Source organism: Halomonas stenophila (assembly GCF_014192275.1).
GTDB lineage: Bacteria > Pseudomonadota > Gammaproteobacteria > Pseudomonadales > Halomonadaceae > Halomonas > Halomonas stenophila.
In genome coordinates, this window is the sequence record NZ_JACHXR010000006.1 from 1 (window position 1) to 22621 (window position 22621).

Annotated in this window: 19 protein-coding genes and 2 tRNA genes; 10 read left to right on the forward strand and 11 right to left on the reverse strand. The window is 69.3% G+C overall.

The annotated features are described in order from the left end of the window. Nucleotides 1-384 precede the first annotated feature (384 nt). A complete protein-coding gene (locus FHR97_RS11575; RefSeq protein ID WP_183383973.1) occupies nucleotides 385-2490 on the reverse strand; it encodes a carboxy terminal-processing peptidase in 2106 nt (701 codons plus the stop codon). Nucleotides 2491-2631: 141 nt separating this feature from the next. On the opposite strand from FHR97_RS11575, the gene FHR97_RS11580 reads away from it, so the two are divergent. Further along, entirely contained in the window at nucleotides 2632-3930 is a 1299-nt protein-coding gene (locus FHR97_RS11580) for a M18 family aminopeptidase (RefSeq protein WP_183383974.1), read from the forward strand. Nucleotides 3931-4003: 73 nt separating this feature from the next. Here FHR97_RS11580 and FHR97_RS11585 read toward each other — a convergent pair. From FHR97_RS11585 to FHR97_RS11625, 9 genes are all read right to left on the reverse strand, one after another. After that, nucleotides 4004-4080, reverse strand: a tRNA-Met gene (locus tag FHR97_RS11585). 55 nt (nucleotides 4081-4135) lie between these two features. Continuing rightward, nucleotides 4136-5227: a redox-regulated ATPase YchF gene (gene ychF, locus FHR97_RS11590; protein WP_183383975.1), complete on the reverse strand. Its 1092-nt coding sequence runs from the start codon at nucleotides 5225-5227 to the stop codon at nucleotides 4136-4138. A gap of 158 nt (nucleotides 5228-5385) precedes the next feature. Next, nucleotides 5386-5970 carry an aminoacyl-tRNA hydrolase gene (gene pth / locus FHR97_RS11595; protein WP_183383976.1) on the reverse strand — a complete coding sequence of 195 codons (585 nt, stop codon included), beginning with the start codon at nucleotides 5968-5970 and terminating at the stop codon, nucleotides 5386-5388. Between the two features lie 115 nt (nucleotides 5971-6085). Next, nucleotides 6086-6754 (reverse strand): 50S ribosomal protein L25/general stress protein Ctc, encoded by a 669-nt coding sequence (locus FHR97_RS11600; RefSeq protein WP_183383977.1) that lies wholly within the window; start codon nucleotides 6752-6754, stop codon nucleotides 6086-6088. Nucleotides 6755-7009: 255 nt separating this feature from the next. Then, on the reverse strand, nucleotides 7010-7951 hold the full coding sequence (locus tag FHR97_RS11605) for a ribose-phosphate pyrophosphokinase (protein WP_183383978.1): 942 nt from the start codon (nucleotides 7949-7951) through the stop codon (nucleotides 7010-7012). 63 nt (nucleotides 7952-8014) lie between these two features. Continuing rightward, a tRNA-Gln gene (locus tag FHR97_RS11610) sits at nucleotides 8015-8089 on the reverse strand. Between the two features lie 58 nt (nucleotides 8090-8147). Next, nucleotides 8148-9002, reverse strand: a complete 855-nt coding sequence (gene ispE, locus FHR97_RS11615) for a 4-(cytidine 5'-diphospho)-2-C-methyl-D-erythritol kinase (protein WP_183383979.1) — start codon at nucleotides 9000-9002, stop codon at nucleotides 8148-8150. Then, on the reverse strand, nucleotides 8995-9615 hold the full coding sequence (gene lolB, locus FHR97_RS11620; RefSeq protein ID WP_183383980.1) for a lipoprotein insertase outer membrane protein LolB: 621 nt from the start codon (nucleotides 9613-9615) through the stop codon (nucleotides 8995-8997). The genes ispE and lolB overlap by 8 nt, the downstream gene beginning before the upstream one ends. Nucleotides 9616-9639: 24 nt before the next feature. After that, the gene (locus tag FHR97_RS11625) at nucleotides 9640-11358 is read right to left on the reverse strand and encodes a tetratricopeptide repeat protein (protein ID WP_246403966.1); all 1719 of its coding nucleotides are present in this window, start codon (nucleotides 11356-11358) and stop codon (nucleotides 9640-9642) included. 217 nt (nucleotides 11359-11575) lie between these two features. On the opposite strand from FHR97_RS11625, the gene hemA reads away from it, so the two are divergent. The 5 genes from hemA to FHR97_RS11650 all read left to right on the forward strand — a co-directional run bounded on the left by hemA (nucleotide 11576) and on the right by FHR97_RS11650 (nucleotide 16316). Further along, nucleotides 11576-12844, forward strand: coding sequence for a glutamyl-tRNA reductase (gene hemA / locus FHR97_RS11630; RefSeq protein ID WP_183383982.1), 1269 nt, complete (start codon nucleotides 11576-11578; stop codon nucleotides 12842-12844). A gap of 114 nt (nucleotides 12845-12958) precedes the next feature. Next, nucleotides 12959-14050, forward strand: coding sequence for a peptide chain release factor 1 (gene prfA / locus FHR97_RS11635; protein ID WP_183383983.1), 1092 nt, complete (start codon nucleotides 12959-12961; stop codon nucleotides 14048-14050). Beyond that, nucleotides 14050-14883 carry a peptide chain release factor N(5)-glutamine methyltransferase gene (gene prmC, locus FHR97_RS11640; RefSeq protein ID WP_183383984.1) on the forward strand — a complete coding sequence of 278 codons (834 nt, stop codon included), beginning with the start codon at nucleotides 14050-14052 and terminating at the stop codon, nucleotides 14881-14883. Before prfA ends, prmC begins: the two co-directional genes overlap by 1 nt. Before the next feature lie 180 nt (nucleotides 14884-15063). Then, nucleotides 15064-15564, forward strand: a complete 501-nt coding sequence (locus FHR97_RS11645; protein ID WP_183383985.1) for an Lrp/AsnC ligand binding domain-containing protein — start codon at nucleotides 15064-15066, stop codon at nucleotides 15562-15564. Nucleotides 15565-15569: 5 nt separating this feature from the next. After that, nucleotides 15570-16316, forward strand: coding sequence for a HesA/MoeB/ThiF family protein (locus FHR97_RS11650; RefSeq protein ID WP_183383986.1), 747 nt, complete (start codon nucleotides 15570-15572; stop codon nucleotides 16314-16316). A gap of 63 nt (nucleotides 16317-16379) precedes the next feature. On the opposite strand, the gene FHR97_RS11655 is transcribed toward FHR97_RS11650, so the two are convergent. Continuing rightward, nucleotides 16380-16955, reverse strand: coding sequence for a helix-turn-helix domain-containing protein (locus FHR97_RS11655; RefSeq protein ID WP_183383987.1), 576 nt, complete (start codon nucleotides 16953-16955; stop codon nucleotides 16380-16382). A gap of 152 nt (nucleotides 16956-17107) precedes the next feature. Between FHR97_RS11655 and tdh the strand changes: the two genes are divergently transcribed. The 4 genes from tdh to FHR97_RS11675 all read left to right on the forward strand — a co-directional run bounded on the left by tdh (nucleotide 17108) and on the right by FHR97_RS11675 (nucleotide 22613). Then, a complete protein-coding gene (gene tdh / locus FHR97_RS11660; protein WP_183383988.1) occupies nucleotides 17108-18133 on the forward strand; it encodes an L-threonine 3-dehydrogenase in 1026 nt (341 codons plus the stop codon). A 306-nt stretch (nucleotides 18134-18439) separates the two neighbouring features. Further along, complete coding sequence (locus FHR97_RS11665) at nucleotides 18440-19636, forward strand: glycine C-acetyltransferase (RefSeq protein ID WP_183383989.1); 1197 nt, start codon at nucleotides 18440-18442, stop codon at nucleotides 19634-19636. A 525-nt stretch (nucleotides 19637-20161) separates the two neighbouring features. Further along, nucleotides 20162-21451 carry an NAD(P)/FAD-dependent oxidoreductase gene (locus tag FHR97_RS11670; protein WP_183383990.1) on the forward strand — a complete coding sequence of 430 codons (1290 nt, stop codon included), beginning with the start codon at nucleotides 20162-20164 and terminating at the stop codon, nucleotides 21449-21451. 31 nt (nucleotides 21452-21482) lie between these two features. Next, nucleotides 21483-22613 (forward strand): ABC transporter ATP-binding protein, encoded by a 1131-nt coding sequence (locus tag FHR97_RS11675; protein WP_183383991.1) that lies wholly within the window; start codon nucleotides 21483-21485, stop codon nucleotides 22611-22613. The last annotated feature ends 8 nt before the right edge of the window (nucleotides 22614-22621 follow it).

The window sequence follows — 22621 nt, forward strand, 5'->3', positions numbered from 1 at the left end:
TTCACTTTGGTCGGTAAAGCAGGGAGGGTACCGGCGCTGGCCCTCCTGCCTCTACCGTGCGGTCCAAAGTGCTGCGGTTATTCTATGAATCCAGGAATCACTGGGTCGCAGGTTCGAGTCCTGCTCGGGGAGCCAGTGCCGCTATCGCCGCGATCCTCGCTCCATCCTGATCCTTGCGTTGCCTGCCGGGCCGTGTCGCCGCGGGTCGTCGTCTGTTCGTGCCTCTGTCTCGGTCCTGCCGCCTGTTGCCGCAGGACGTCCTGTCTCGACGTCCCCTGGCGTGCTGCTGGTGCTCCGGAGCGCTGCATCGGGCCGCCGACGTGACGCCCCAAACACAGCGCCGGGCCACTGGGGCCCGGCGTCATGGTTGGAGAAGGGGGAGGGTCAATCGTACTCGGCGAGGCGCAGGCCGCTGTCGAGGCGGGCGAAGTCGAGCAGGATCTCGGCGGCCTCCACCACCTGGGCCCGATCGATCGGCTCCGCGTCGGCATCCGTGCCGGTGCCGGTATCGGTGCTTGTGTCGGGCTCGGCATCGACCCCGGCCTGCGGGGTATCGCGGGCGTCGATCCACTCCTCCAGGGGCTCCAGGCCCAGCGCCTCGCGGCGCTGGTTCTCCAGCGCCAGCTGCTCGGTCTCCTGGGCCTCCACTTCCCGGCGGCGCTGCTCGCGGTTGAGGCTGACGCTGGTGTGCTGCTCGCGCAGGCGCTCGGCCAGCTTGGCCTGGCGCTCCAGGTAGTGGAAGTTGGGGTGGTCCTCGGCCCGCCGGCGGTGGCGCTCGCGCAGGGTCTCGAGGTAGCGCTGCGGCTCGCCGTACTGGCGGTACTGGACCTGGCGCACGGTGTCCCAGCCCAGGGCGTTGTCGAGGCTGCTCTCGCCGATGAGCTCGGGGTCGATCAGGCTCGGGAACTGGATGTCGGGGGTCACGCCACGGTGCTGGGTGCTCTCGCCGGAGATGCGGTAGAACTTGGCGCGGGTCAGCTTGATCTGGCCATGGCTCAGTTCGTCGAGGGTCTGCACCGTGCCCTTGCCGAAGGTGTCGTTGCCCACTACCAGGCCGCGGCCATAGTCCTGGATGGCACCGGCGAAGATCTCCGAGGCCGAGGCCGAGAGCCGGTTGACCAGCACCACCAGGGGGCCGTCATAGAGGGTGCCGCTGTCGGTGTCGCCATACAGGCTGATGCGTCCCCGGGCGTCGCGCACCTGGACGGTGGGGCCGCGGTCGATGAACAGGCCGATCAGCGAGTTGGCCTCCTGCAGGGCGCCGCCGCCGTTGTCGCGCAGGTCAAGCACGATGCCCTCGACCCCCTCGGCCTTGAGGCGCTCGATCTCCTTGGCCACGTCCCGGGTGGTACTGCGGTAGTCCTCCTCGCCGGCCTGCCAGGCATCGAAGTCGACATAGAAGGTCGGCACATCGATCATGCCCAGTCGGTGCATCTCGCCGTCGCGTTCCACCTCGATGACCTCGCCCTTGGCGGCCTGATCCTCGAGGTTGACGGTGTCGCGGGTGATCTCGACCACCTTGGAGCGCGTCATGTCCACGGCCTGGGCGGGCACCACGTCGAGGCGCACCACCGAGCCCTTGGGGCCGCGGATCATGTCGACCACGTCGTCCAGGCGCATGCCTACCACGTTGACGATCTCCTCGCCCTCCTGGCCGACGCCGACGATGCGGTCGGCGGGCTGGAGCACCCCGGCGCGCTCCGCCGGGCCGCCGGGCACCAGGCTGGCCACCTTGACGTACTCGCCGTCGGCCTGGAGCAGGGCGCCGATGCCTTCCAGGGACAGCCGCATCTGGATGTCGAAGGACTCGCTCTGGCGCGGCGACAGGTACTCGCTGTGGGGGTCGATGCTGCCGGTGACCGCGGCCATGAAGAGGCCGAAGACGTCCTCCTCGTTGGTCTGCCGCAGGCGGGTCAGCTGGCCCTCGTAACGCTGGCGCAGGGTGTCCTCCACCTGCTCGGGGGACTGGTCGCTGATCGACAGGGTCAGGGCGGCGTTCTGGAGGCGCTTGGTCCACAGCGCGTCGAGGGCCGCCTCATTGCCGGGCCAGGGCGTGTCCTCGCGGTCCAGGACCATGCGCTGATCGCCGTCGAAACTGAAGTCCAGGCCCTCGTCGAGGCGCGCCAGCAGCCAGGTCAGGCGGGCCTCGGCGCGTTCGTGATAGCGGCGGTAGAGGGCGAAGGGCCGCGAGAGGTCACCGTCCAGGACGGCGTCGTCCAGGGTGGTGGCCAGGTCGTCGAAGGCCTCGACATCGCGGCGCAGCAGGTAGGCGCGCTGGCCGTCGAGGATGTCCAGGTAGCGATCGAAGGCCTGGCGCGACCACTCGTCGTCGAGGCTGACATCCGCATAGTGGCCGTAGCGGAGAGATTCGGCCACTTCCACGGCCGCCTTGCGTTGGGCGTCACTGGGGGCGAGCTCCGCCAGGGCGGGACCGGCGACCAGCAGCAGGGCCAGGGTCGCCGCGCGCCCCAGGGTGACAAACAGGCTCATCGATGAAGCACTCCCGGATTCATGTACACTCTTCAGTCCAGACTGCGATTCGGCTCGCGAGTTGCATGGACCGAGCGGCCATTGTAGCAGCTCGGTCGAGATCCCATGACCCCCGAACGTCCCGCGATACAGAGGAATTCCATGCCCCAGGATGCCCGACTCGAGCGGCTGCTCGACTTCCTGCGCCGCTCACCCACCCCCTGGCACGCCACCGCCAACATGGCCGAGCGTCTCGAGCAGGCCGGCTATCGGCGCCTCGAGGAGACCGAGGCCTGGCGCCTCTCGCCGGGCGACAGGGTCTATGTGACCCGCAACGACTCCTCGATCATCGCCCTGCAGCTGCCCGCCTCGCCTCTGGTGGCCCTGCGCATGATCGGCGCCCACACCGACAGCCCGGGCCTGCGCCTCAAGCCCAATGCCGCCCAGACCGCCGCCGGCTGGCTGCAGCTCGGCGTCGAGGTCTACGGCGGTGCCCTGCTGGCACCCTGGTTCGATCGCGACCTGGGGCTCGCCGGTCGCGTCCAGGTGCGCCACCCGGATGGCCGCCTGGAAGGCCTCCTGCTGGATGTCGACCGCCCGGTGGCGATCATCCCCAGCCTGGCGATCCATCTCGACCGCGAGGCCAACAACGGCCGCGCCATGAATGCCCAGACCGAGATGCCGCCCGTGCTGCTGCAGGGCGGCGGGCACGCCGACCTCGAACGCCTGCTGCGTGACTGGCTGGCCGAGCAGCATGGTGTCGAGGGGCACGAGGTGCTCGACTTCGAGCTGGCCCTCTGCGACGTGCAGCCGCCGGCCCGGGTGGGCGTCGAGGGCGAGCTGATCGCCGGCGCCCGGCTCGACAACCTGCTGTCCTGCTTTATCGGCCTCGAAGCCCTCCTGGCATCCGATGGGACGCAAGGCGCGCTGCTGGTGGCCAACGATCACGAGGAGGTCGGCAGCGCCAGTGCCTGCGGCGCCCAGGGGCCCTTCCTGGGCGACGTGCTGCGGCGGGTGAACGCCCAGTTGGGGGAGGGCGGCGAGGAGGGCCTGATCCGCCTGATCCAGGCCTCGAGGATGATCTCCTGCGACAACGCCCATGCCCTGCATCCCAACTTCCGGGACAAGCACGACGCCGCCCACGGGCCGGCGCTCAACGCCGGACCGGTGATCAAGGTCAACGCCAACCAGCGCTATGCCACCAACAGTGCCACCGCGGCGCTGTTCCGGGAGCTGTGTCGCGAGGCCGAGGTGCCGGTGCAGACCTTCGTCACCCGGGCCGACATGGGCTGCGGCAGTACCATCGGGCCGATCACCGCCACCGAACTCGGGGTGCCGACCCTCGATGTGGGGGTGCCCCAGTGGGCCATGCACTCGATCCGCGAGACGGCGGGCAGCCAGGACGTGGCCCACCTGACCCGGGTGCTCACCGCCTTCTTCGACCGTGCCGAGCTGTCCTGACGCCAGGGGGCTGACCCTCGACCCTCCAAACGCAAAAGGCCCGCCTGGCGAACCAGGCGGGCCTTTCGGTATCTGGTGGCTACGCCCTGATTCGAACAGGGGACCCCATCATTATGAGTGATGTGCTCTAACCAGCTGAGCTACGTAGCCGTGCAACGGGGGCGAATACTACCCGGGCCGCCCCGTTGCGTCAAGCGTCGCGTCCTTAGACGTTGAAGCGGAAGTGGATGACGTCGCCATCCTGGACGACGTAGTCCTTGCCTTCCAGGCGCCACTTGCCGGCATCCTTGGCGCCCTGCTCGCCGCCCAGCGCCACGAAATCGTCATAGGCCACGACCTCGGCGCGGATGAAGCCCTTCTGGAAGTCGGTGTGGATCACCCCGGCCGCCTCCGGCGCGGTGGCGCCGACCCTGACGGTCCAGGCGCGGACCTCCTTCACCCCGGCGGTGAAGTAGGTCTGCAGGCCGAGCAGGGCGTAGCCGGCGCGGATCACCCGGTCCAGCCCCGGCTCCGCCATGCCCATCTCGTCGAGGAACATGGCGCGTTCCTCGTCGTCGAGCTCGGCGATCTCGGCCTCGATCTGGTTGCACACCGGCACCACCACGGCCTCCTCGGCGGCGGCAATCTCCCTGACCACCTCGAGGTAGGGGTTGTTCTCGAAGCCGTCCTCGTTGACGTTGGCGATGTACATGGTCGGCTTGAGCGTCAAAAAGCCGAAGCTCTTCAGCTGGCGCTTCTCGTCGTCGTCGAGGCCGAAGCTTCTCAGCGGCTGGCCCTCGGCCAGGTGAGGCTGGATGCGGTCGAGGATCGCCTTGGTGGCGATGGCCTCCTTGTCGCCGCCCTTGACGACGCGAACGAGGCGCTGGAGGGCACGGTCGACGGTGTCGAGGTCGGCCAGCGCCAGCTCCAGGTTGATGGTCTCGATATCGGTGCGCGGATCGATCTCGTTGGCCACGTGGATGACGTTGTCGTTGTCGAAGCAGCGCACCACATGGGCAATGGCCTGGGTCTCGCGGATATTGGCCAGGAACTGGTTGCCGAGTCCCTCCCCCTTGGAGGCGCCGGCCACCAGGCCGGCGATGTCGACGAACTCCATGGTGGTGGGCAGCACCTTCTGCGGACCCACGATCTCGGCCAGGCGGTCGAGGCGCGGGTCCGGCATCGGCACGATGCCGACATTGGGCTCGATGGTGCAGAAGGGGAAGTTCTCGGCGTCGATGCCCGACTTGGTCAAGGCATTGAAGAGGGTGGACTTGCCGACGTTGGGCAGGCCGACGATACCGCAGTTGAAACCCATGGGATCTTCCTGGAAAGAGAGTTCGTGAGAGGCGATTGGCCGGTATTCTACTCGACCGAGCCGTAAGCCTTAAGCTGTAAGCCGTAAGAAAACCCGTCCCGGCCAGTAAGGGGGGGCTTTCAGCTTATGGCTTCGAGCTTACGGCTAGCTTTTCCGCCTCAGGCGGAAAAGCTGTGCAGCCGCTGCATGGCGCGCGGCCAGTCGCCGGCGATGGCCTGGGGCAGGGTGGCCAGGCACTCGTCGATGGCGGCGTCGATGGCGGCGCGCTCGGCCTTGCCCGGGCGGCCCAGCACATAGTGGGTCACCTGGCGGGCCTCCCCGGGGTGGCCGATGCCGATGCGCAGGCGGTGAAAGGACTTGTCGTTGCCCAGCGCACGGATGATGTCGCGCAGGCCGTTGTGGCCACCGTGCCCGCCGCCCTGCTTGTAGCGGGCCGTGCCGGGGGGCATGTCCAATTCGTCGTGGGCCACCAGCAACTCGTCGGGGGCAAGCTTGTAGAACTGCGCCAGCGCGGCCACGGCACCGCCGCTGCGGTTCATGAAGGTGGTGGGTTCGAGCAGGTGCAGGTCCCGGTCGGCGACGCGGACGCGGGCGTAGCGTCCCAGGAACTTCCGGTCCGGGCGCAACTCGCCGCCGGCGTCCCGGGCCAGGGCGTGGAGCAGCCAGGCGCCGGCGTTGTGGCGGGTGGCGTCGTACTCGGCGCCGGGGTTGCCCAGGCCGATGATCGCTTTCAACTGGCTCATGCCGGTGTCCTCGCGTGCGGCGTGATGGCCAAAAAAAATCAAGCGCCGAGGCGCTTGATCCGTGGGGACGGGGCGGACATGCCGAGGGATCGGCATGTCCGCCGGCAACGGCCGATTACTCGGTGTCGCCCTCGCCCTTGGGCTCTTCGCCCTTGGCTTCCTCGCCGGCGGCCTCCTCGCCTTCTTCCTCAGCCGCGGCGCGGACCTTGGCCTTGGTGACGCTCACCAGGGCGTTGTCGTGGTCTTCGCCGTGGGTCAGCGCGACCAGGGTCACGCCGGCCGGCACCGTGAGGTCGGAGAGGTGCAGGGTGGTGCCCAGCTCGATGTTGCTGATGTCGACTTCCAGGTACTCCGGCAGATCCTTCGGCAGGCAGCTGATCTCGACGTCGGAGGCCAGGATATGCAGCTCGCCGTCCTGATCCTTGATGGCCTTGCAAGTATCTTCGCCGACCACGTGCAGCGGCACGCTCAGGGTCAGTTCGTGGGTGGCATCGACGCGCATGAAGTCGGCGTGGGTCAGCAGCGCCTTGTAGGGGTGACGCTGCAGGTCACGCACCACCACCTGCTGGGCCTTGCCGTCCACCGTCAGGTTGATCACGGACGAGAAGAAGGCCTCGTCCTCGATCGCCTTGTAGAAGGCGGTCTTGTCGACGGCGATGGCCTGGGGGGCCTGCTCACCACCATAGATGATGGCCGGCACTTGCTCGTTCGCACGACGCAGGCGGCGGCTCGCACCTTTCCCCAGGTCGTTGCGAACGCTGGCGTTGAGTTTGAAATCGGACATGATATTGCCTCTTGCTAGAAGTAAGGAAGACGCCGGGGTCCGCGACCAGACCCTTCGAGCCTGCCCAAGATCTGCTGCGCGTCGGGCATACGTCGTTGAAAGCGTGTTCAGACTGCTCATTTACAACACGTAAACTGCGCTTCTTCACACGATTTCGCCTTGTCTGCCCCTAGCTCGCGAGATCTTGAACATCCTCTCGACGCTTCCGGACGCCCCGGAGGGCACGTTCCGGCGCCGTGTCCCGCTGAGTCGGCCTCAGTGGAACATGGCGCTGACGGATTCCTCGTTGCTGACCCGCCGGATCGCCTCGGCGATCAGGCCGGCCACGCTGAGCTGGCGGATGCGCCCGCTGCGACGGGCGGTCTCGGACAGCGGGATGGTGTCGGTGACCACCACCTCGTCCAGCACCGATCCGGTGATGTTGTCGACGGCGGGGCCGGACAGGATCGGGTGGGTAGCATAGGCCACCACGCGGCGGGCGCCATGCTCCTTGAGCGCCTCGCCGGCCTTGCACAGGGTGCCGGCGGTATCGATCATGTCGTCCACCACCACGCAGGTGCGGTCCTGGATCTCGCCGATGATATGCATCACCTGGGCCTGGTTGGCCTGGGGACGGCGCTTGTCGATGATCGCCAGGTCGGCGTTGAGCTGCTTGGCGATGGCCCGGGCCCGCACCACGCCGCCGACGTCCGGGGAGACCACGACCAGGTCGTCGTAGTTCTGGCGCTCGATGTCGTCGAGCAGGATCGGCGAGCCGTAGACGTTGTCCACCGGCACGTCGAAGAAGCCCTGGATCTGGTCGGCGTGCAGATCCATGGTCATCACCCGGTCGACGCCGGCCTTGACCATCATGTCGGCGACGATCTTGGCGGAGATCGGCACCCGGGCGGAGCGGACGCGACGGTCCTGACGGGCGTAGCCGAAGTAGGGCACCACCGCCGTGACCCGGCTGGCGGAGGCCCGGCGCAGGGCGTCCACCATCAGGATCATTTCCATCAGGTTGTCGTTGGTCGGTGCACAGGTGGGTTGCAGGATGAACACATCCTTGCCGCGCACGTTCTCGTTGATCTCGACCGCGACTTCGCCGTCACTGAACTGGCCGACCGTGGCGTTGCCCAACCGGTTGTCCAGGCTCTCGGCCACTTTCTGGGCGAGTTCGGGATTGGCGTTCCCGGCGAAAACCATCAATTTTGACACGCGCAGCCACCTTTGCAGTGTTGGGTCTTCAGGATTCGGATCGATGCCGTTCCGGGGTGGAAATGGCTGGGGTAGCAGGATTCGAACCTGCGCATGGCGATACCAAAAACCGCTGCCTTACCGCTTGGCTATACCCCAGCAACCTTAACCGTGCCGGATCGACCCATGTGCCGCCGTGCCCAGGGGAAGGGGGCGGTCATCGATCCAGGGCATCGTGAAGAGGAGAACGGTTCAGGCCGCGCGCCTTGAAGGCATGCCAGCCCGCCGGGATCTCGGCCAGCAGCGCATCGGCGTCGACCTCGCGATCCAGGCTGGCAAAGACACAGGCCCCGGTGCCCGTCAGCATCGACGGTGCCCGGTCATGCAGCCAGTCGAGAACGCGGGCGACCTCGGGATACAGTGTCCGGACCGTGGGCTCGCAGTCGTTGCGCCAGCTCGCCGCTCCCCCCTGCAGTGCGCGCGCCATGGTAATCGGGGGGGTATCCCGTGTCAATTCCGGGGCCTGGAACACCGCCGGGGTGGCGACCGTGACGCCGGGGTGGATGACCACGAACCAGGGGGTGTCGAGCGTCACGGCAGTCAGCCGCTCGCCGACCCCTTCGGCCCAGGCGGCGTGACCGCGGACGAAGACCGGCACGTCGGCGCCGAGGGCCAGGCCCAGCTCGGCCAGGGTGTCGAGGGACAGGCCGAGCCCCCACAGCCGGTCCAGTCCCAGCAGGGTGGTGGCGGCATCGCTGCTGCCGCCGCCCAGCCCGCCGCCCAGCGGCAGGCGCTTGTCCAGGTGCAGGTCGGCGCCCTGGCGGGTGCCCGTGGCCTCCCGCAGCAGTCGGGCCGCCCGCCGGATCAGGTTGTCGTCGTCGGCGACGCCGGCCAGCGCCGGGCTCAGGCGCAGGGTGTCGTCGTCGCGGCGGCCAAGCGTCAGGGTGTCGCCGTGATCGAGGAACTGGAACAGCGTCTGCAGCTCATGGTAGCCGTCGGCGCGGCGTCCGGTGATGTGCAGCAGCCGGTTGAGCTTGGCCGGGGCCGGCAACACCAGGCGCGTCTCAGGCATCGCCGGGTCCCGGCTGCCAGCGGGTCACCACCAGGGTGACCCGGAGCTCTTCGTAGGTCATGGTCATGCGGCGCGGCAGCCACAGGTCCGCGGCCCGGGTCCAGGCCCGGTAGTCGATGCGCCAGCCGTCCTGGTGGAGCGCCTGGGGGAAGCCGCGAGGGTCGCGCTCGAGGCGGTGAGGGCGCTCCGCGGCGGGGAGGCCGCGAATCCAGTCGGTCAGTGCCGAGACCGGCAGCGACCAGCCCAGCTGTTGCTGCATCAGGGCCTCGGGATTGTCGGCCTCGAAACGGCCTTCCCCGGTGGTCAGCGACACCCGGCCCTGGCGTCCCTCGAGCACGCTGCGCCCGCTGCCGAAGGGGCCGCTGAGCAGGATGCGGTAATGGTAGGGGGTCTGGCGCCAGTCCAGGTTGGCGCTGGTCGAGTCCTCGGGCGTGCGCAGCCCGGCCTTGCCGGTCAGCTCCCAGGCCTGGAGGGCTTCCAGACGTTCGCGCTGGGCCTCCCACTGGCCGGCGCTGCGCTCCATCTCCCCCGTGGGGGGGCGGGTGGCGCAGCCGGCCAGCAGGGTCAGGCTCAGGGCCAGCCATAACAGGTGTCTCGGTCGATGGCGTCGCATGGTCGATTCCCTTCGCGGGGTGGTTCAGGGGGTGAGCTCGGGGAGGCGGTCGCGCAGTGCCTCGATAGCCGGGCGGGGGGCGAAGCGCTCCTGCGCCGTCTCGAGCAGGTCCCGGGCGCGCTCGCGCTCGCCCAGTTGCCAGAGGACCTCGATCAGGTGGGCGGCGACCTCCTGGTCGGGCATGGCCGCCCAGGCCTGTTCCAGCCAGGGCAGGGCGGCCTCGGGATCCCCCTGGCGATAATACACCCAGCCGAGGCTGTCGAGGATGGCCGGGTTGTCCGGTGCCAGCCGGTGGGCGCGCTCGATCAGGCGCTGGGCCTCGTCCAGCCGGTCGGCCAGGTTCTCGTCGGCCAGGGTGTAGCCCAGGGCGTTGAGGGCATTGGCGTTGTCGGGCTCCCGTTCGATGATGGCGCGCAGGTGGGTCTCCATGGCGGCCAGGTCGCCGTCCTCGTAGGCGCGCATGGCGCGCTGGTAGCGCAGCCGGATGGCGTCCGGGTACTGGTCGATGCTGCGCACGAGCAGGGCGTCGGCCTGGGCGCGGGCGCCGGCCTCGTCGAGCAGCTCCACCTCCAGGGACACCAGCTCGGGGGCGGCGGCCTCATGGCGCAGTCGCTCGATGCGCAGGAAGGTCCGGGCATCGAGCAGGCGGTCGTTCTCCACCAGCATGCGGGCGGCCCGGACCCGGGAGATCAGGAAGCGCTCGCCCTCCGGGACCTGGCGGTAATAGAGGAGGGCGTTGTCCACCTCGCCCTCCTCCTCGGCGATGCTGCCCAGCAGCAGGTAGGCCAGGGGCGGCGCGGCATCGTCGTCGATCAGCGGCAGCAGCAGGCGGCGCGCCGCTTGCGGATGCCCCTCCTCCAGGTAGAGCCGGGCCAGGGCCAGGCGCAGCTCCGGGGTGTCGCCGTGGTCCTCGAGCAGGGCGTCGGTGTTGGCCTCGGCGGCGGCGAGGTTGCCGAGCCGGATCTCCGCCTGGGCCGTCAGCAGCATCAGCCGCGGGTCGCCAGGGGCCAGCGCGAGTCCGCGCCGGGCCGCCGCCTTGGCGCGCTGCGGGGACTCGCTGTCCAGGGCCACCACGGCACGGATGCGCCACAGCGCCGGCAGTTCCGGGGCGCGAGCCACCAGCCGCTCGAGTCGCTGGCGCGCCGCCCGATACTCGCCCGCCGCGGCCTCGAGCAGGGCGGTGGCGAGCTCGGCATCCGGCGGGGCGGTGGTGGTCCCGGCGAGGTGGCGTCGCAGGCGGGCCAGTAGCGGGAGCGGATCGGCGCCGGCCTCGAGGGCCCCCTCGATGAAGTCCAGCAGGTCGCCCTCGCCGCCGCGCTCTATCACGGCGAGCCGCTGGTCCAGCGCCGTGGCCCAGTCGCCACGCTGCATGGCGAGGCTGGCCAGCAGCCGGGCCGGGGCGTCGCTCTCGGGCGCCAGGGCCTGCCAGCGGCGGGCCGCCTCCTCGAGCAGCTGCGGGTCCTCGTCGAAGCGGGCGGCCAGGGCGGCGCGCTCGGCCAGGGTGGCGTCCCCGTAGCGTTCGGCGGTCTCGAGGTAGCCGCGGGTGGCGCGTCGATAGTCGCCACGCTGCCCGGCGAGTTCCGCCACCAGCAGCGAGGAGAGCCCCTCGGCATCCAGGCCCTGGGTGATGGGCGGCGCCCCGGCCATGGGGTCCGCCGTCACCGGCTGGGCGGTCAGGCTCTGGCAGCCGCCGAGCAACAGGGTCAGGCCGACGGCGGCGAGCGAACGGCGAGCGAGTGTCATGGGGGATCGGCGGGGCATGCGAGTCTCGAGGTGGAGGCCGAGAGGCCAGCATAACGGCTTGGTTCCGTTGGGCAAAGGACAACGCCCTCGGCGGGGCGCCTCGCCGGGTCGGCCTGTGGTAGAATGCTGCGCCGTGGAGACGAGGCGGTTGTCCGCCCGGGACATCTCCACGGCTATCCCGAAGATGCCGGACCACCACCCGAAGACGCCGACACGCATGACGCTGCTTGCCCTGGGAATCAACCACCGGACCGCGACCGTCGAGGTGCGCGAACAGGTCGCCTTCACGCCGACTCAGCTGGAGTCGGCGCTGGCCGAGCTGCGCGTCCTGCCCGGGGTGCAGGAGGCCGCCGTGCTCTCCACCTGCAACCGCACCGAGCTGTATTGCGTCACCGGCGAGACCGGTGAGCGGGCGATCCTCGAGTGGCTGGGCCGCTTCCACGGCCTCGAGATCGAGGCGCTGACGTCCTGTGCCTACCATTTCCTGGACGACGATGCCGCCCGCCACCTGATGCGGGTGGCCGTGGGTCTGGACTCCATGGTGCTGGGCGAGCCGCAGATCCTTGGCCAGCTCAAGGAGGCCTACCAGGTGGCGCGGCGCGCCAGGGGGATGGGCGGCGAGCTGGAGTGCCTCTTCCAGCAGACTTTCGCCGTGGCCAAGCAGGTCCGCACCGAGACCGGCATCGGGCGCAACCCCGTCTCGGTGGCCTATGCCGCGGTCAGCCTGGCCAGCCGGATCTTCGACGACTTCTCGCGCTCCCGGGCGCTGCTGATCGGCGCCGGCGAGACCATCGAGCTGGTCGCGCGCCACCTCCACGAGGCCGGGGTGAAGCAACTGACGGTGGCCAACCGCACCCGGGAGCGCGCCGAGCAGCTGGCTGGCCCCCTGGGCGGTGAGGCCATCACCCTGGACGAGATCCCCGAGGCGCTGGTCCGGGCCGACATCGTCATCGCCTCTACCGCGGCGCCGCTGCCGATCCTCGGCAAGGGCATGGTGGAGCGGGCCCTCAAGCGCCGGCGCCATCGGCCGGTGTTCATGGTCGATATCGCCGTGCCCCGGGACATCGAGCCCGAGGTGGGTGAACTCTCCGATGTCTTCCTCTATACCGTCGATGACCTCGAGGAGGTCATCGAGGAAAACCGCCGCCACCGCCAGGTCGCCGCGGACCACGCCGAGTCGTTGATCGAGCATGGCGTCGGCCGCTGGCTGTACGAGCGCCGCCTGCGCAGCGGCGGCGAGCTGATCCGCGACGTCCGCGCCCGGGGCGAGGCGCTGCGCGACCAGGCCCGGGATCAGGCCCTGGCGCGGCTGGCTCGGGGCGAGGATCCCGCGGCGGTGGTGGAGCGCCTGGCCCACCAGCTGACCAATCGCCTGCTGCACCGGCCCACGGTGGCGCTGCGCGAGGCCGCCAGCGACGAGCGCCAGGAGCTCTTGGACGCCGCCGCCGAGCTGCTGCTGGACGACGACGCCAAGGCTTCCCGATAGGGCCCCGGCGATGAAGGCTTCCCTGCGTCAGCGCCACGACGCCCGTGCCCGGTGCTGCCGTGCTCCCGCCCGGCGTGCCTTACGATTCCGACACTTGCCGATAGGATTCCGTTGATGAAAGCTTCCCTGCGTCAGCGTCTCGACGCCTTCGCCGAGCGCTTCGAGGAGCTCGCCGCCCTGCTGGCCGACCCCGAGGTGATCACCGACCAGGCTCGCTTCCGCGACTATTCCCGCGAGTACGCCGAGCTCGATGCCCTGGTGGAGGCCTGGCGCGAGTATCGGCGCGTGGAGGGCGACATCGAGGCCGCCGAGGCCCTGGCCGACGATGCGGATGCCGAGATGCGCGAGCTGGCCGAGATGGAGCGGGACGAGGGCCGCGAGCGCCTCGAGGCGCTGGAGGTGCGGCTCAAGCAGTTGCTGGTGCCCCGCGACCCGGACGATGCCGGCAACGTCTTCCTGGAGATCCGTGCCGGCACCGGCGGCGACGAGGCGGCGCTGTTCGCCGGCGACCTCTTCCGCATGTATTCCCGCTACGCCGAGCAGCGTGGCTGGAAGGTCGAGGTCATCAGTGCCAGCCACGGCGACCAGGGCGGCTACAAGGAGATCATCTCGCGGGTCAAGGGCGAGGGCGTCTACGCTCGGCTCAAGTTCGAGTCCGGCGCCCATCGGGTGCAGCGGGTTCCGGCCACCGAGTCCCAGGGGCGCATCCATACCTCGGCCTGCACCGTGGCGGTGATGCCCGAGGCCGCCGAGGTCGGCGAGGTCGACATCAACTCCGGCGACCTGCGCGTCGACACCTATCGTTCCAGCGGGGCCGGCGGCCAGCACGTCAACACCACCGACTCGGCCATCCGCATCACCCACCTGCCCACCGGGGTGGTGGTGGAGTGCCAGGAGGAGCGCAGCCAGCACAAGAACCGCGCCAAGGCCATGTCGCTGCTCGCCGCCCGTCTCAAGCAGGCGGCCCAGGACAGCCAGCGCCGGCAGCAGGCCGACGAGCGGCGCTCGCTGGTCGGTTCCGGCGATCGCAGTGAGCGCATCCGCACCTACAACTTCCCCCAGGGCCGGGTCACCGACCACCGCATCAACCTGACCCTCTACAAGCTGGGCGAGGTGATCGGCGGGGAGCAGCTCGACGAGGTCATCGAGCCGCTGATCCACGAGTACCAGGCCGAGCAGCTGGCCGCCCTCCAGCAGGAGGCCTGATGCGCCTGGACGACCTCCTGCGGGACGCCAGCCGCCGGCTCGCGGCCGCCGGCTCGCCCAGTGCCCGTCTCGACGCCGAGGTGCTGCTGTGCCACGTGCTGGGCGTCGACCGGACCTGGCTGTATACCTGGGGGGACCGCGACGCCGAGCCCGACGCCGCGGCGCGCTTCGAGGCCCTGGTCGCGGCGCGGGCGGACGGGCGGCCGGTGGCGCATCTCACCGGGGGGCGGGAGTTCTGGGGGCTGGCCCTGGCCACCTCGCCGAGCACGCTGATCCCGCGTCCGGATACCGAGACGCTGGTGGCGGCCGCGCTGGCCCTGGCGCCCGACGTCCCGGGGCGTCTGCTCGACCTGGGCACCGGCACCGGCGCGGTGGCCCTGGCCTTCGCCTCCGAGCGGCCGTCCTGGGCGGTGGTCGGCGTCGACCTGCGCCCCGAGGCGGTGGCCCTGGCCCGGCACAACGCCACGCGCCTGGGGATCGGCAACGCCGAATTCCGGGCCAGCGACTGGTTCGCGGCGCTCCCCGGCGAGCGCTTCGCGCTGATCGTCGCCAACCCGCCCTACCTGGCCGATGACGACCCCCACCTGGGCCAGGGGGACCTGCGGTTCGAACCGCGCAGCGCCCTGGTGGCGGCCGACGAGGGGCTCGCCGACCTCTATCACCTGATCGAGGCGGCTCGTACGCACCTCGTCCCCGGGGGCTGGCTGCTGCTGGAGCATGGCGCGACCCAGGGGCCGGCGGTGCGCGAGGCGCTGTGCGCCGCCGGCTATGCGGCCGTGGCCAGCCGTACCGACCTCGCCGGCCACGAGCGGGTCAGCCTGGGACGTCGTTGAGGCGGGGCTGGAGCCGGACCGGAGGCTGTGTTACACCTGATAACAGTAAAAAACGCCATTGGCCGCCGCCTTTTCGTGACTGAATACCATCAATCATCCGTTTTGAGGTGATTTTCAGGCGAAGACTCCGCCGCGGCGGCCGGATACTCACTGCTTTCCGGCGCGCCAGCCAGGACGACAATGAAAACCAAGACCCGCTCGCTCGACCGTATCGACCTCAAGATCCTGCGTTGCCTGCAGGAGAATGCCCGGATCTCCTACGTGGACCTCGCCTCCCAGGTGGGGCTCTCCACCACGCCCTGCCTGGAGCGCGTCAAGCGCCTGGAGCGCTCCGGCGTGATCCGCGGCTACAAGGCGCTGCTCGATCCCCATGCTCTCCGCGCCAACCTGCTGGTGTTCGTCGAGATCAGCCTGGAGACTCAGTCCCCCTCGGTGTTCGACGAGTTCCGCCGGGCGGTGGCCAAGCTGCCCCAGATCCAGGAGTGCCACCTGGTGTCGGGGCAGTTCGATTATATCCTCAAGTGCCGCATCCCCGAGATGTCGGCCTATCGTCAACTGCTCGGCGACGTGGTCTTGACCCTTCCCGGGGTCAAGGAGTCCAAGAGCTACGTGGTCATGGAGGAGGTCAAGGAGGACTTCACGCTGCATGTCCCGGACATCGACGAGTTCGACGAGAAGTGAGTCCCATGAACGATGAGGCGCTGCTGCGTTACAGCCGTCAGATCATGCTCGAGCAGATCGACATCGCCGGCCAGGAACGCCTGCTGGCCGGCCATGCGCTGGTGGTGGGCGCCGGGGGCCTGGGCTCGCCGGTGGCCCTGTATCTCGCCGCCGCGGGCCTGGGCCGGCTGACCCTGGCCGATGACGATGCGGTGGAGCTGTCCAACCTGCAGCGTCAGATCGCCCACGGCATGGCCGACCTGGACCGGCCCAAGGCCGAGTCGGCCCGGGACGCCGCCCTGGCGGTCAACCCGGACTGCGACGTCAGGGCCATCACGAGACGACTCGAGGCCGAGGCCCTGGCGGTCGCGGTCGCCGAGGCCGACGTGGTCCTCGACTGTACCGACCGCTTCGAGAGCCGCTATGCCATCAATGCCGCCTGCCGCGAGGCCGGCGTGCCGCTGGTCTCCGGGGCGGCCATCCGCTTCTCGGGCCAGCTCGCGGTCTTCGACCCCCGTGACCCGGACGGCCCCTGCTATGCCTGCCTGTATCCGCCGGGGGAGGGCGGTGACGAGGAGCTGCGCTGTGCCGAGAACGGCGTGGTGGCGCCGCTGGTCGGGCTGGTCGGCTGCTTCCAGGCGCTCGAGGCGCTCAAGCTGGTCAGCGGCGCCGGCCGGGTGCACCGGGGCCTCTCCACCTTCGACGGCCTCGTCGGCCAGTGGCGGCATTTCCGCGTGCCGCGGGACCCGGCCTGCCCGGTATGCAGCGGCTGAGACCCGGCCGCTACCGTGCCGCATCGTCGCCTCCTCGCCGCGGGACTCCGCGGCGATGGCCCCCTACTCATAGGTGACGACCAGGAAGGCCAGCAGCTCCTCGTCGCTGGCGTTCTCGATGGTGTGCTCCTGGTCGGCGTGGTAGTGCGCCGAATCCCCCGCGGCCAGCCGGCACTCGTTGTCGCCGGCAATCACCCGGGCACGGCCCCGGGTAATGGTCAATAATTCCCGTGTGCCCTCGAAGTGGGGGGCGCTGCGCAGGCAGGCACGGGGGGCGATGCGCAGCTCGTAGAACTCGACATGCTTCTCGAGGTGCAGCGGCGACAGGGTGCGGATGCGGCATTCCCGGTCGTCGCGGAACAGGTGGGTGGCGTCGTCGCCGCGTACCACCTCGATGCGGGAGGCCGTCCAGGGCTGGTCGACCAGGTCGCCGATGCTCAGGCCGAAGGCCTGGGCGATGCGCAGGGTCACCGCCAGGGTCGGGTTGGCGCGGCCGCGTTCGATCTGGCTGAGCATCGAGCGGCTGACCCCGCAGGCGGAGGCCAACTGGTCCAGGGTCAGGCCGCGCTTCTTGCGCAGCTCGCCGACGCGGTCGCCGAGCAGCTGGCCGCCGTCGTCGGGCGTTGTCGGTTTCTTCATGGGGGCGTGAGCCCTCCCGTAAAATCCACTATGATGGAACAGTTTCTTGCATGATGGATATTATCCACTATGCTGGAATGAATTCCTTCATGGTAAGCATTCGGGCAAGGATTGCCAGGGAGGAGGCTCATTCCCGGCGTCGAGGAGACGAAATGAAGGCACTGGTCAAGCGAGAGGCGGCACCGGGGCTATGGCTCGAAGACGTGCCCGCACCGGAGGTCGGCATCAACGACGTGCTGGTACGGGTCAAGCGCACGGCCATCTGCGGCACCGACCTGCACATCTACAACTGGGATCACTGGGCGCAGCAGACCATCCCGGTGCCGATGGTCGTCGGCCACGAGTTCGTCGGCGAGATCGTCGAGGTGGGCTCCAACGTCAACGACTTCCATCCCGGCCAGATCGTCTCCGGGGAGGGGCACGTGGTCTGCGGGCGCTGCCGCAACTGCCTGGCGGGGCGACGCCACCTGTGCGCCCATACCCGCGGCATCGGGGTCAACCGGCCAGGCGCCTTCGCCGAGTACGTGGTCCTGCCCATGTCCAACGTCTGGGAACACCGCCCGGGCATCGACCTGGACGTGGCGGCGCTGTTCGATCCCCTGGGCAACGCCGTGCACACCGCCCTGCAGTTCGACGTGCTCGGCGAGGATGTGCTGATCACCGGGGCCGGGCCGATCGGTGCCATGGCCGCGGCCGTGTGCCGCCACGCCGGGGCGCGTCACGTGGTGATCACCGACCTCAACCCCCGGCGGCTGGCCCTGGCCGAGACCCTGGGGGCGACGCGCACCGTCAATGTCGCCGAGGAGAGCCTGGGCGAGGTGCAGCGCTCGCTGGGCATGACCGAGGGCTTCGACGTGGGCCTGGAGATGTCCGGCAGTCCCGTGGCCTTCCAGGACATGCTCGCCAACATGTGCCACGGGGGCAGGGTGGCGATGCTCGGCATTCCCACCGAGGAACTGGCCATCGACTGGAACACCGTGATCTTCAACATGCTGACCATCAAGGGCGTCTACGGCCGGGAGATGTACGAGACCTGGTACAAGATGTCGGTGCTGGTGGAGTCGGGAATGGACATCTCGCCGGTGATCACCCATCGCCTGCCCTATAGCGACTTCGAGCAGGGCTTCCAGGCCATGCTGGCCGGGGAGGCCAGCAAGGTGATCCTGAACTGGGACTGAGAGGCTTCTCTGCTTGAGGGAGGTGATGAGCTGTCCCGGCGTCAAGCCTGCGCGAGGGCGCTGTAAACCCCTCCATGGGCGCTACTTTTGCCCTGCATCGCTAACGCATCCTGCGTCGCTTGCAGGGCCTGGGCTGACCATCCGTGGCCAGCCCGCTCGGCGGGAAGAACATTCTCTGGACGTTCTTCACTTTCCGCCTCGCCCATGGTCAAAAGACCCTCGCTGCGCCTTGCCCCCGGCGCTCATCTGGTCTGGAAACCACTCCACCTTAGGGGTGGGCCGACGGAACGAGAAGGACACGACACCATGTACGGCGACTTTCAACGACACCTGCGCGACGAGCTCGCGGCCATCGACGCGGCCGGCCTGACCAAGCGCGAGCGCGAACTGGCCACCCCGCAGGGCGCCCACGTGGGCGTGGCGAACGACGGGGAGGTCCTCAACCTCTGTGCCAACAACTACCTGGGGCTCGCCCAGCACCCCGAGGTCAAGTCGGCCGCCATGGCCGGCCTGGAGGAGTGGGGCTACGGCCTGGCCTCGGTGCGCTTCATCTGCGGCACCCAGACCCTGCACAAGTCCCTCGAGGCCAAGCTCAGCGAGTTCCTGGGCACCGAGGACACCATCCTCTACCCGTCCTGCTTCGACGCCAACGGCGGCCTGTTCGAGACCCTGCTGGGGCCCGAGGATGCGGTGATTTCCGACGAGCTCAACCACGCGAGCATCATCGACGGGGTGCGCCTGAGCAAGGCAAGCCGCTACCGCTACCGCAACAGCGACATGGCCGACCTGGAGGCCCGGCTGCAGGCCGCCGACGCCGCGGGCGCACGCTTCAAGCTGATCACCACCGACGGTGTCTTCTCGATGGACGGCTACATCGCCAGGCTCGACGAGATCTGTGACCTGGCCGAGCGCTACCAGGCCCTGGTGCACGTCGACGACTGCCACGCCACCGGCTTTCTGGGGGAGGGTGGTCGCGGCACCCACGAGTACCGGGGCTGCCTGGACCGGGTGGATATCCTCACCGGCACCCTGGGCAAGGCGCTGGGCGGCGCCAGCGGGGGCTACACCAGCGCCCGCAGGGAGATCGTCGCGCTGCTGCGCCAGCGTTCGCGGCCCTACCTGTTCTCCAACACCGTGGCGCCGCCGGTGGTCGCCGGCGCGCTCAAGGCCCTCGAGCTGGCCGGCGAGTCCAGCGAGCTGCGCGACCGCCTGAAGGCGAATACCGCCTTCTTCCGCCAGGGGCTCGAGGACCTGGGCTTCGAACTGCTGCCCGGCGAGCATCCCATCGTGCCGGTGATGCTCCATGACGCCGTCCTGGCGGCGCGCTTCGCCGAGGAGATGCTGGCGGAGGGTATCTACGTGATCGCCTTCTCCTACCCGGTGGTGCCCAAGGGCAAGGCGCGCATCCGCACCCAGGTCTCGGCGGCCCTGACCCGCGAGGACCTGGAGGCCGCCCTGGCGGCCTTCGGCCGGGTGAAGGCGCGCCTGGGACTGGGTATCTAGCAGACCGCGATGATCCCCGGGGCGCCACCGGTCCGGCGCCCCTGTTGAGCGTGCCTCGCCCGCCCTCACCATGCCAGTGAGAGGTCCTCCCTTGCAGGACCATTCCCCTCCCGTCCCGCCTCGTCGGTCGCTGTCTCGCCGACCCCGCGAATCGGCCCGTCGCGATTCAGCGAATATAATCAACTGTCTGCGTCTATCCAGTGATGGCCGGTTCGGGTCAAGCCGTATCGGGTTATCGTATATTCAACGGCGTTGCCGGTCCTTGGCCGTGCCTCTCATGGGGGCGGCGAGGCTGGTTTTCATGCGATCCAGCGACAGCTTTTTCTTGACGATATTTCCTTCGTGATTATTATAACTCCATGATAATTGGATGTTATTACTTTTCCTTTCCCGTTTAGGTGTTGAATACTTGACATCATGCCGGCAGATGGTGTCAGACTAGGGGTGAGCGGGTCGTGGCTGGGGGTGGGTTCCGTGCAGGCGATTCGCGGTCAAAGTATTCAACAACAATAACGGAAGTGACCTATGCGCAGCCCTTCCCGCGACGATCCGGCTTCCTGGTATCGCGATTCCATCGCCGTCGAGCTCGAGCCCTGCGGCCCCCTGGAAGGCGAGGCCCGCGCCGATGTCTGCGTGATCGGCGGCGGTGTCACCGGCTGTTCGGCCGCCCTGCACCTGGCCGAGCGCGGTTATTCGGTGATCCTGCTGGAAGCCGGCGAGGTGGGTCACGGGGCCTCCGGCCGCAGCGGTGGCCAGATCCTGCCCGGGCTCGGCACCGATATCGGTACCGTCGAGCAGGCCCTGGGCCTGACCCGGGCCCGGGAGATCTGGGAGATGAGCCGCGAGGCCGTGCGTCTCACCGCCGAGCTGATCGAACGCCACGCCATTCCCTGCGAGCTGGCCTGGGGCTACCTGCATGCCGCGGTCAAGCCGCGCCACGTCAGGGAGCTCGAGACATTCCGCGAGCATCTGGCCCGTGACTACGCCTACCCGGCCCTGGAGTGGCTGGAGGGCGACGCCCTGCGCGAACACGTGGTCACCGATGCCTATCCCGCGGCCCTGCGCGACCGGGAGGGCGGCCACCTGCATCCCCTCAACTATACCCTGGGCCTGGCCCGGGCCGCCCAGCGCGCCGGGGTGCGGCTGCACTCCCGCAGTGCCGCCCGGGACATCCAGCGCGGCACGCCGGCCACCGTCGTCACCGACGGCGGCCGTGTCACCGCGGACTTCCTGGTGCTGGCGACCAACGCCTATCACGGCGGCCTGGTGCCGGAGCTGTCGGGTCGGGTGATGCGCGCCGCCAACTACATGATCGCCACCGCCCCCCTCGGCGCCGACCAGGCGGCCCGGGTGCTGCCGCGCAACGACGCCCTGTCGGACGCCAACTTCGTGCTCGACTACTACCGCCTGTCCGCGGATCGCCGCCTCATCTACGGGGGGGAGGTCAGCTACGATGGACGGGAACCGCCGCGTCTGCAGGCCCGCATGGACGTCAAGATTGCGCGACTCTTCCCGGTGCTCGAGGGCGTGCCCATCGACTACCGCTGGGGTGGCGACGTGGCCATTACCCTGAACCGGGCGCCGGACTTCGGTCGCCTGGGCGCGAATCTCTTCTATGCCCAGGGATATTCCGGCCACGGCATGGCCCTGGCGGGGCTGGCCGGCAAGCTGCTGGCCGAGGCCATCGCCGGCCAGAGCGAGCGGTTCGACGTCTTCGCCGCCATGCCGCACCGCCAGTTTCCCGGGGGGCGCGCCCTGCGCAAGCCGCTGCTGGTGCTGGCCACCCATTTCTACAAACTGCGTGACAGGCTCTGAGAGCCGAGCCGACAACCGAAGAGGGCCCCTCATGAGCGAGACCATCACGGCGGATGTCGCCGACCAGCCGGGTGCGACCCCGGTCACCGCGGAGCGGCAACAGGAGGCCGCGACCCGCAAGGCGTCATCGATCGAGATGCAGGGACTGCACAAGCGATTCGGGCGCGACACCGTGGCGCTCGATGGTGTCGACCTGGACATCCAGGCCGGCGAGTTCTTCACCCTGCTGGGGCCGTCCGGCTGCGGCAAGACCACCCTGCTGCGCATCCTCGCGGGCCTCGAGGAGCCCGATGCCGGTTCCCTGGTGGTGGGCGGCAAGACCGTCACCGAGGTGCCGCCGCACCGCCGCAGCGTCAATACCGTCTTCCAGTCCTATGCGCTCTTCCCGCACCTGTCGGTGCGCGAGAACCTGGCCTTCGGGCTGAAGATGCGCGGCCTGCCGGCGGCCAGGCGCAACGCCAAGGTCGACGAGATCGCCGGCTTCATCAAGCTCGGCGATCTCGTCGAGCGGCGTGTCGACCAGCTCTCCGGCGGGCAGCGCCAGCGCATCGCCCTGGCCCGGGCCCTGGTCTGCGAGCCCGACGTGCTGTTGCTCGACGAGCCGCTGTCGGCGCTGGATGCCGGCCTGCGCAGCCAGCTGCAGGTGGAGCTGCTGCGGGTGCAGAAGCGCCTCGGCATGACCTTCGTCTTCGTCACCCATGACCAGCAGGAGGCGATGGTCATGTCCGACCGCATCGCCGTGCTCAACGGCGGCAACATCCAGCAGGTCGGCGCGCCGCGGGAGGTCTACGAGCGGCCGGTCAATGCCTTCGTGGCGCGCTTCATGGGCCACGACAACCTCTACCCGATCACCGCCCGTCATGGCGACCGCCTGACCACCGCGCTGGGCGAGCTGACCGCCGAGGAGGGCGGCGAGGGCGAGCTGCTGCTGATTCGCCCGGAGACCCTGGATGTGCTGCCGGGCGAGGTCGAGGGACGCAATCACCTGCAGGCGACAGTGGCCGAGCGCCTCTATCGTGGCAGCCATGCCGAGTTCCGCCTGGAGATCGGCGAGACCACCCTGCAGGCCACGGTGAACAACCGCGGCCGGCACCTGCCCGACATGGGCGACCGGGTCACGGTGGTGGTGGCGCCGGAAGACCTGGTCACCCTGAGCGAGTGAGGAGGCGG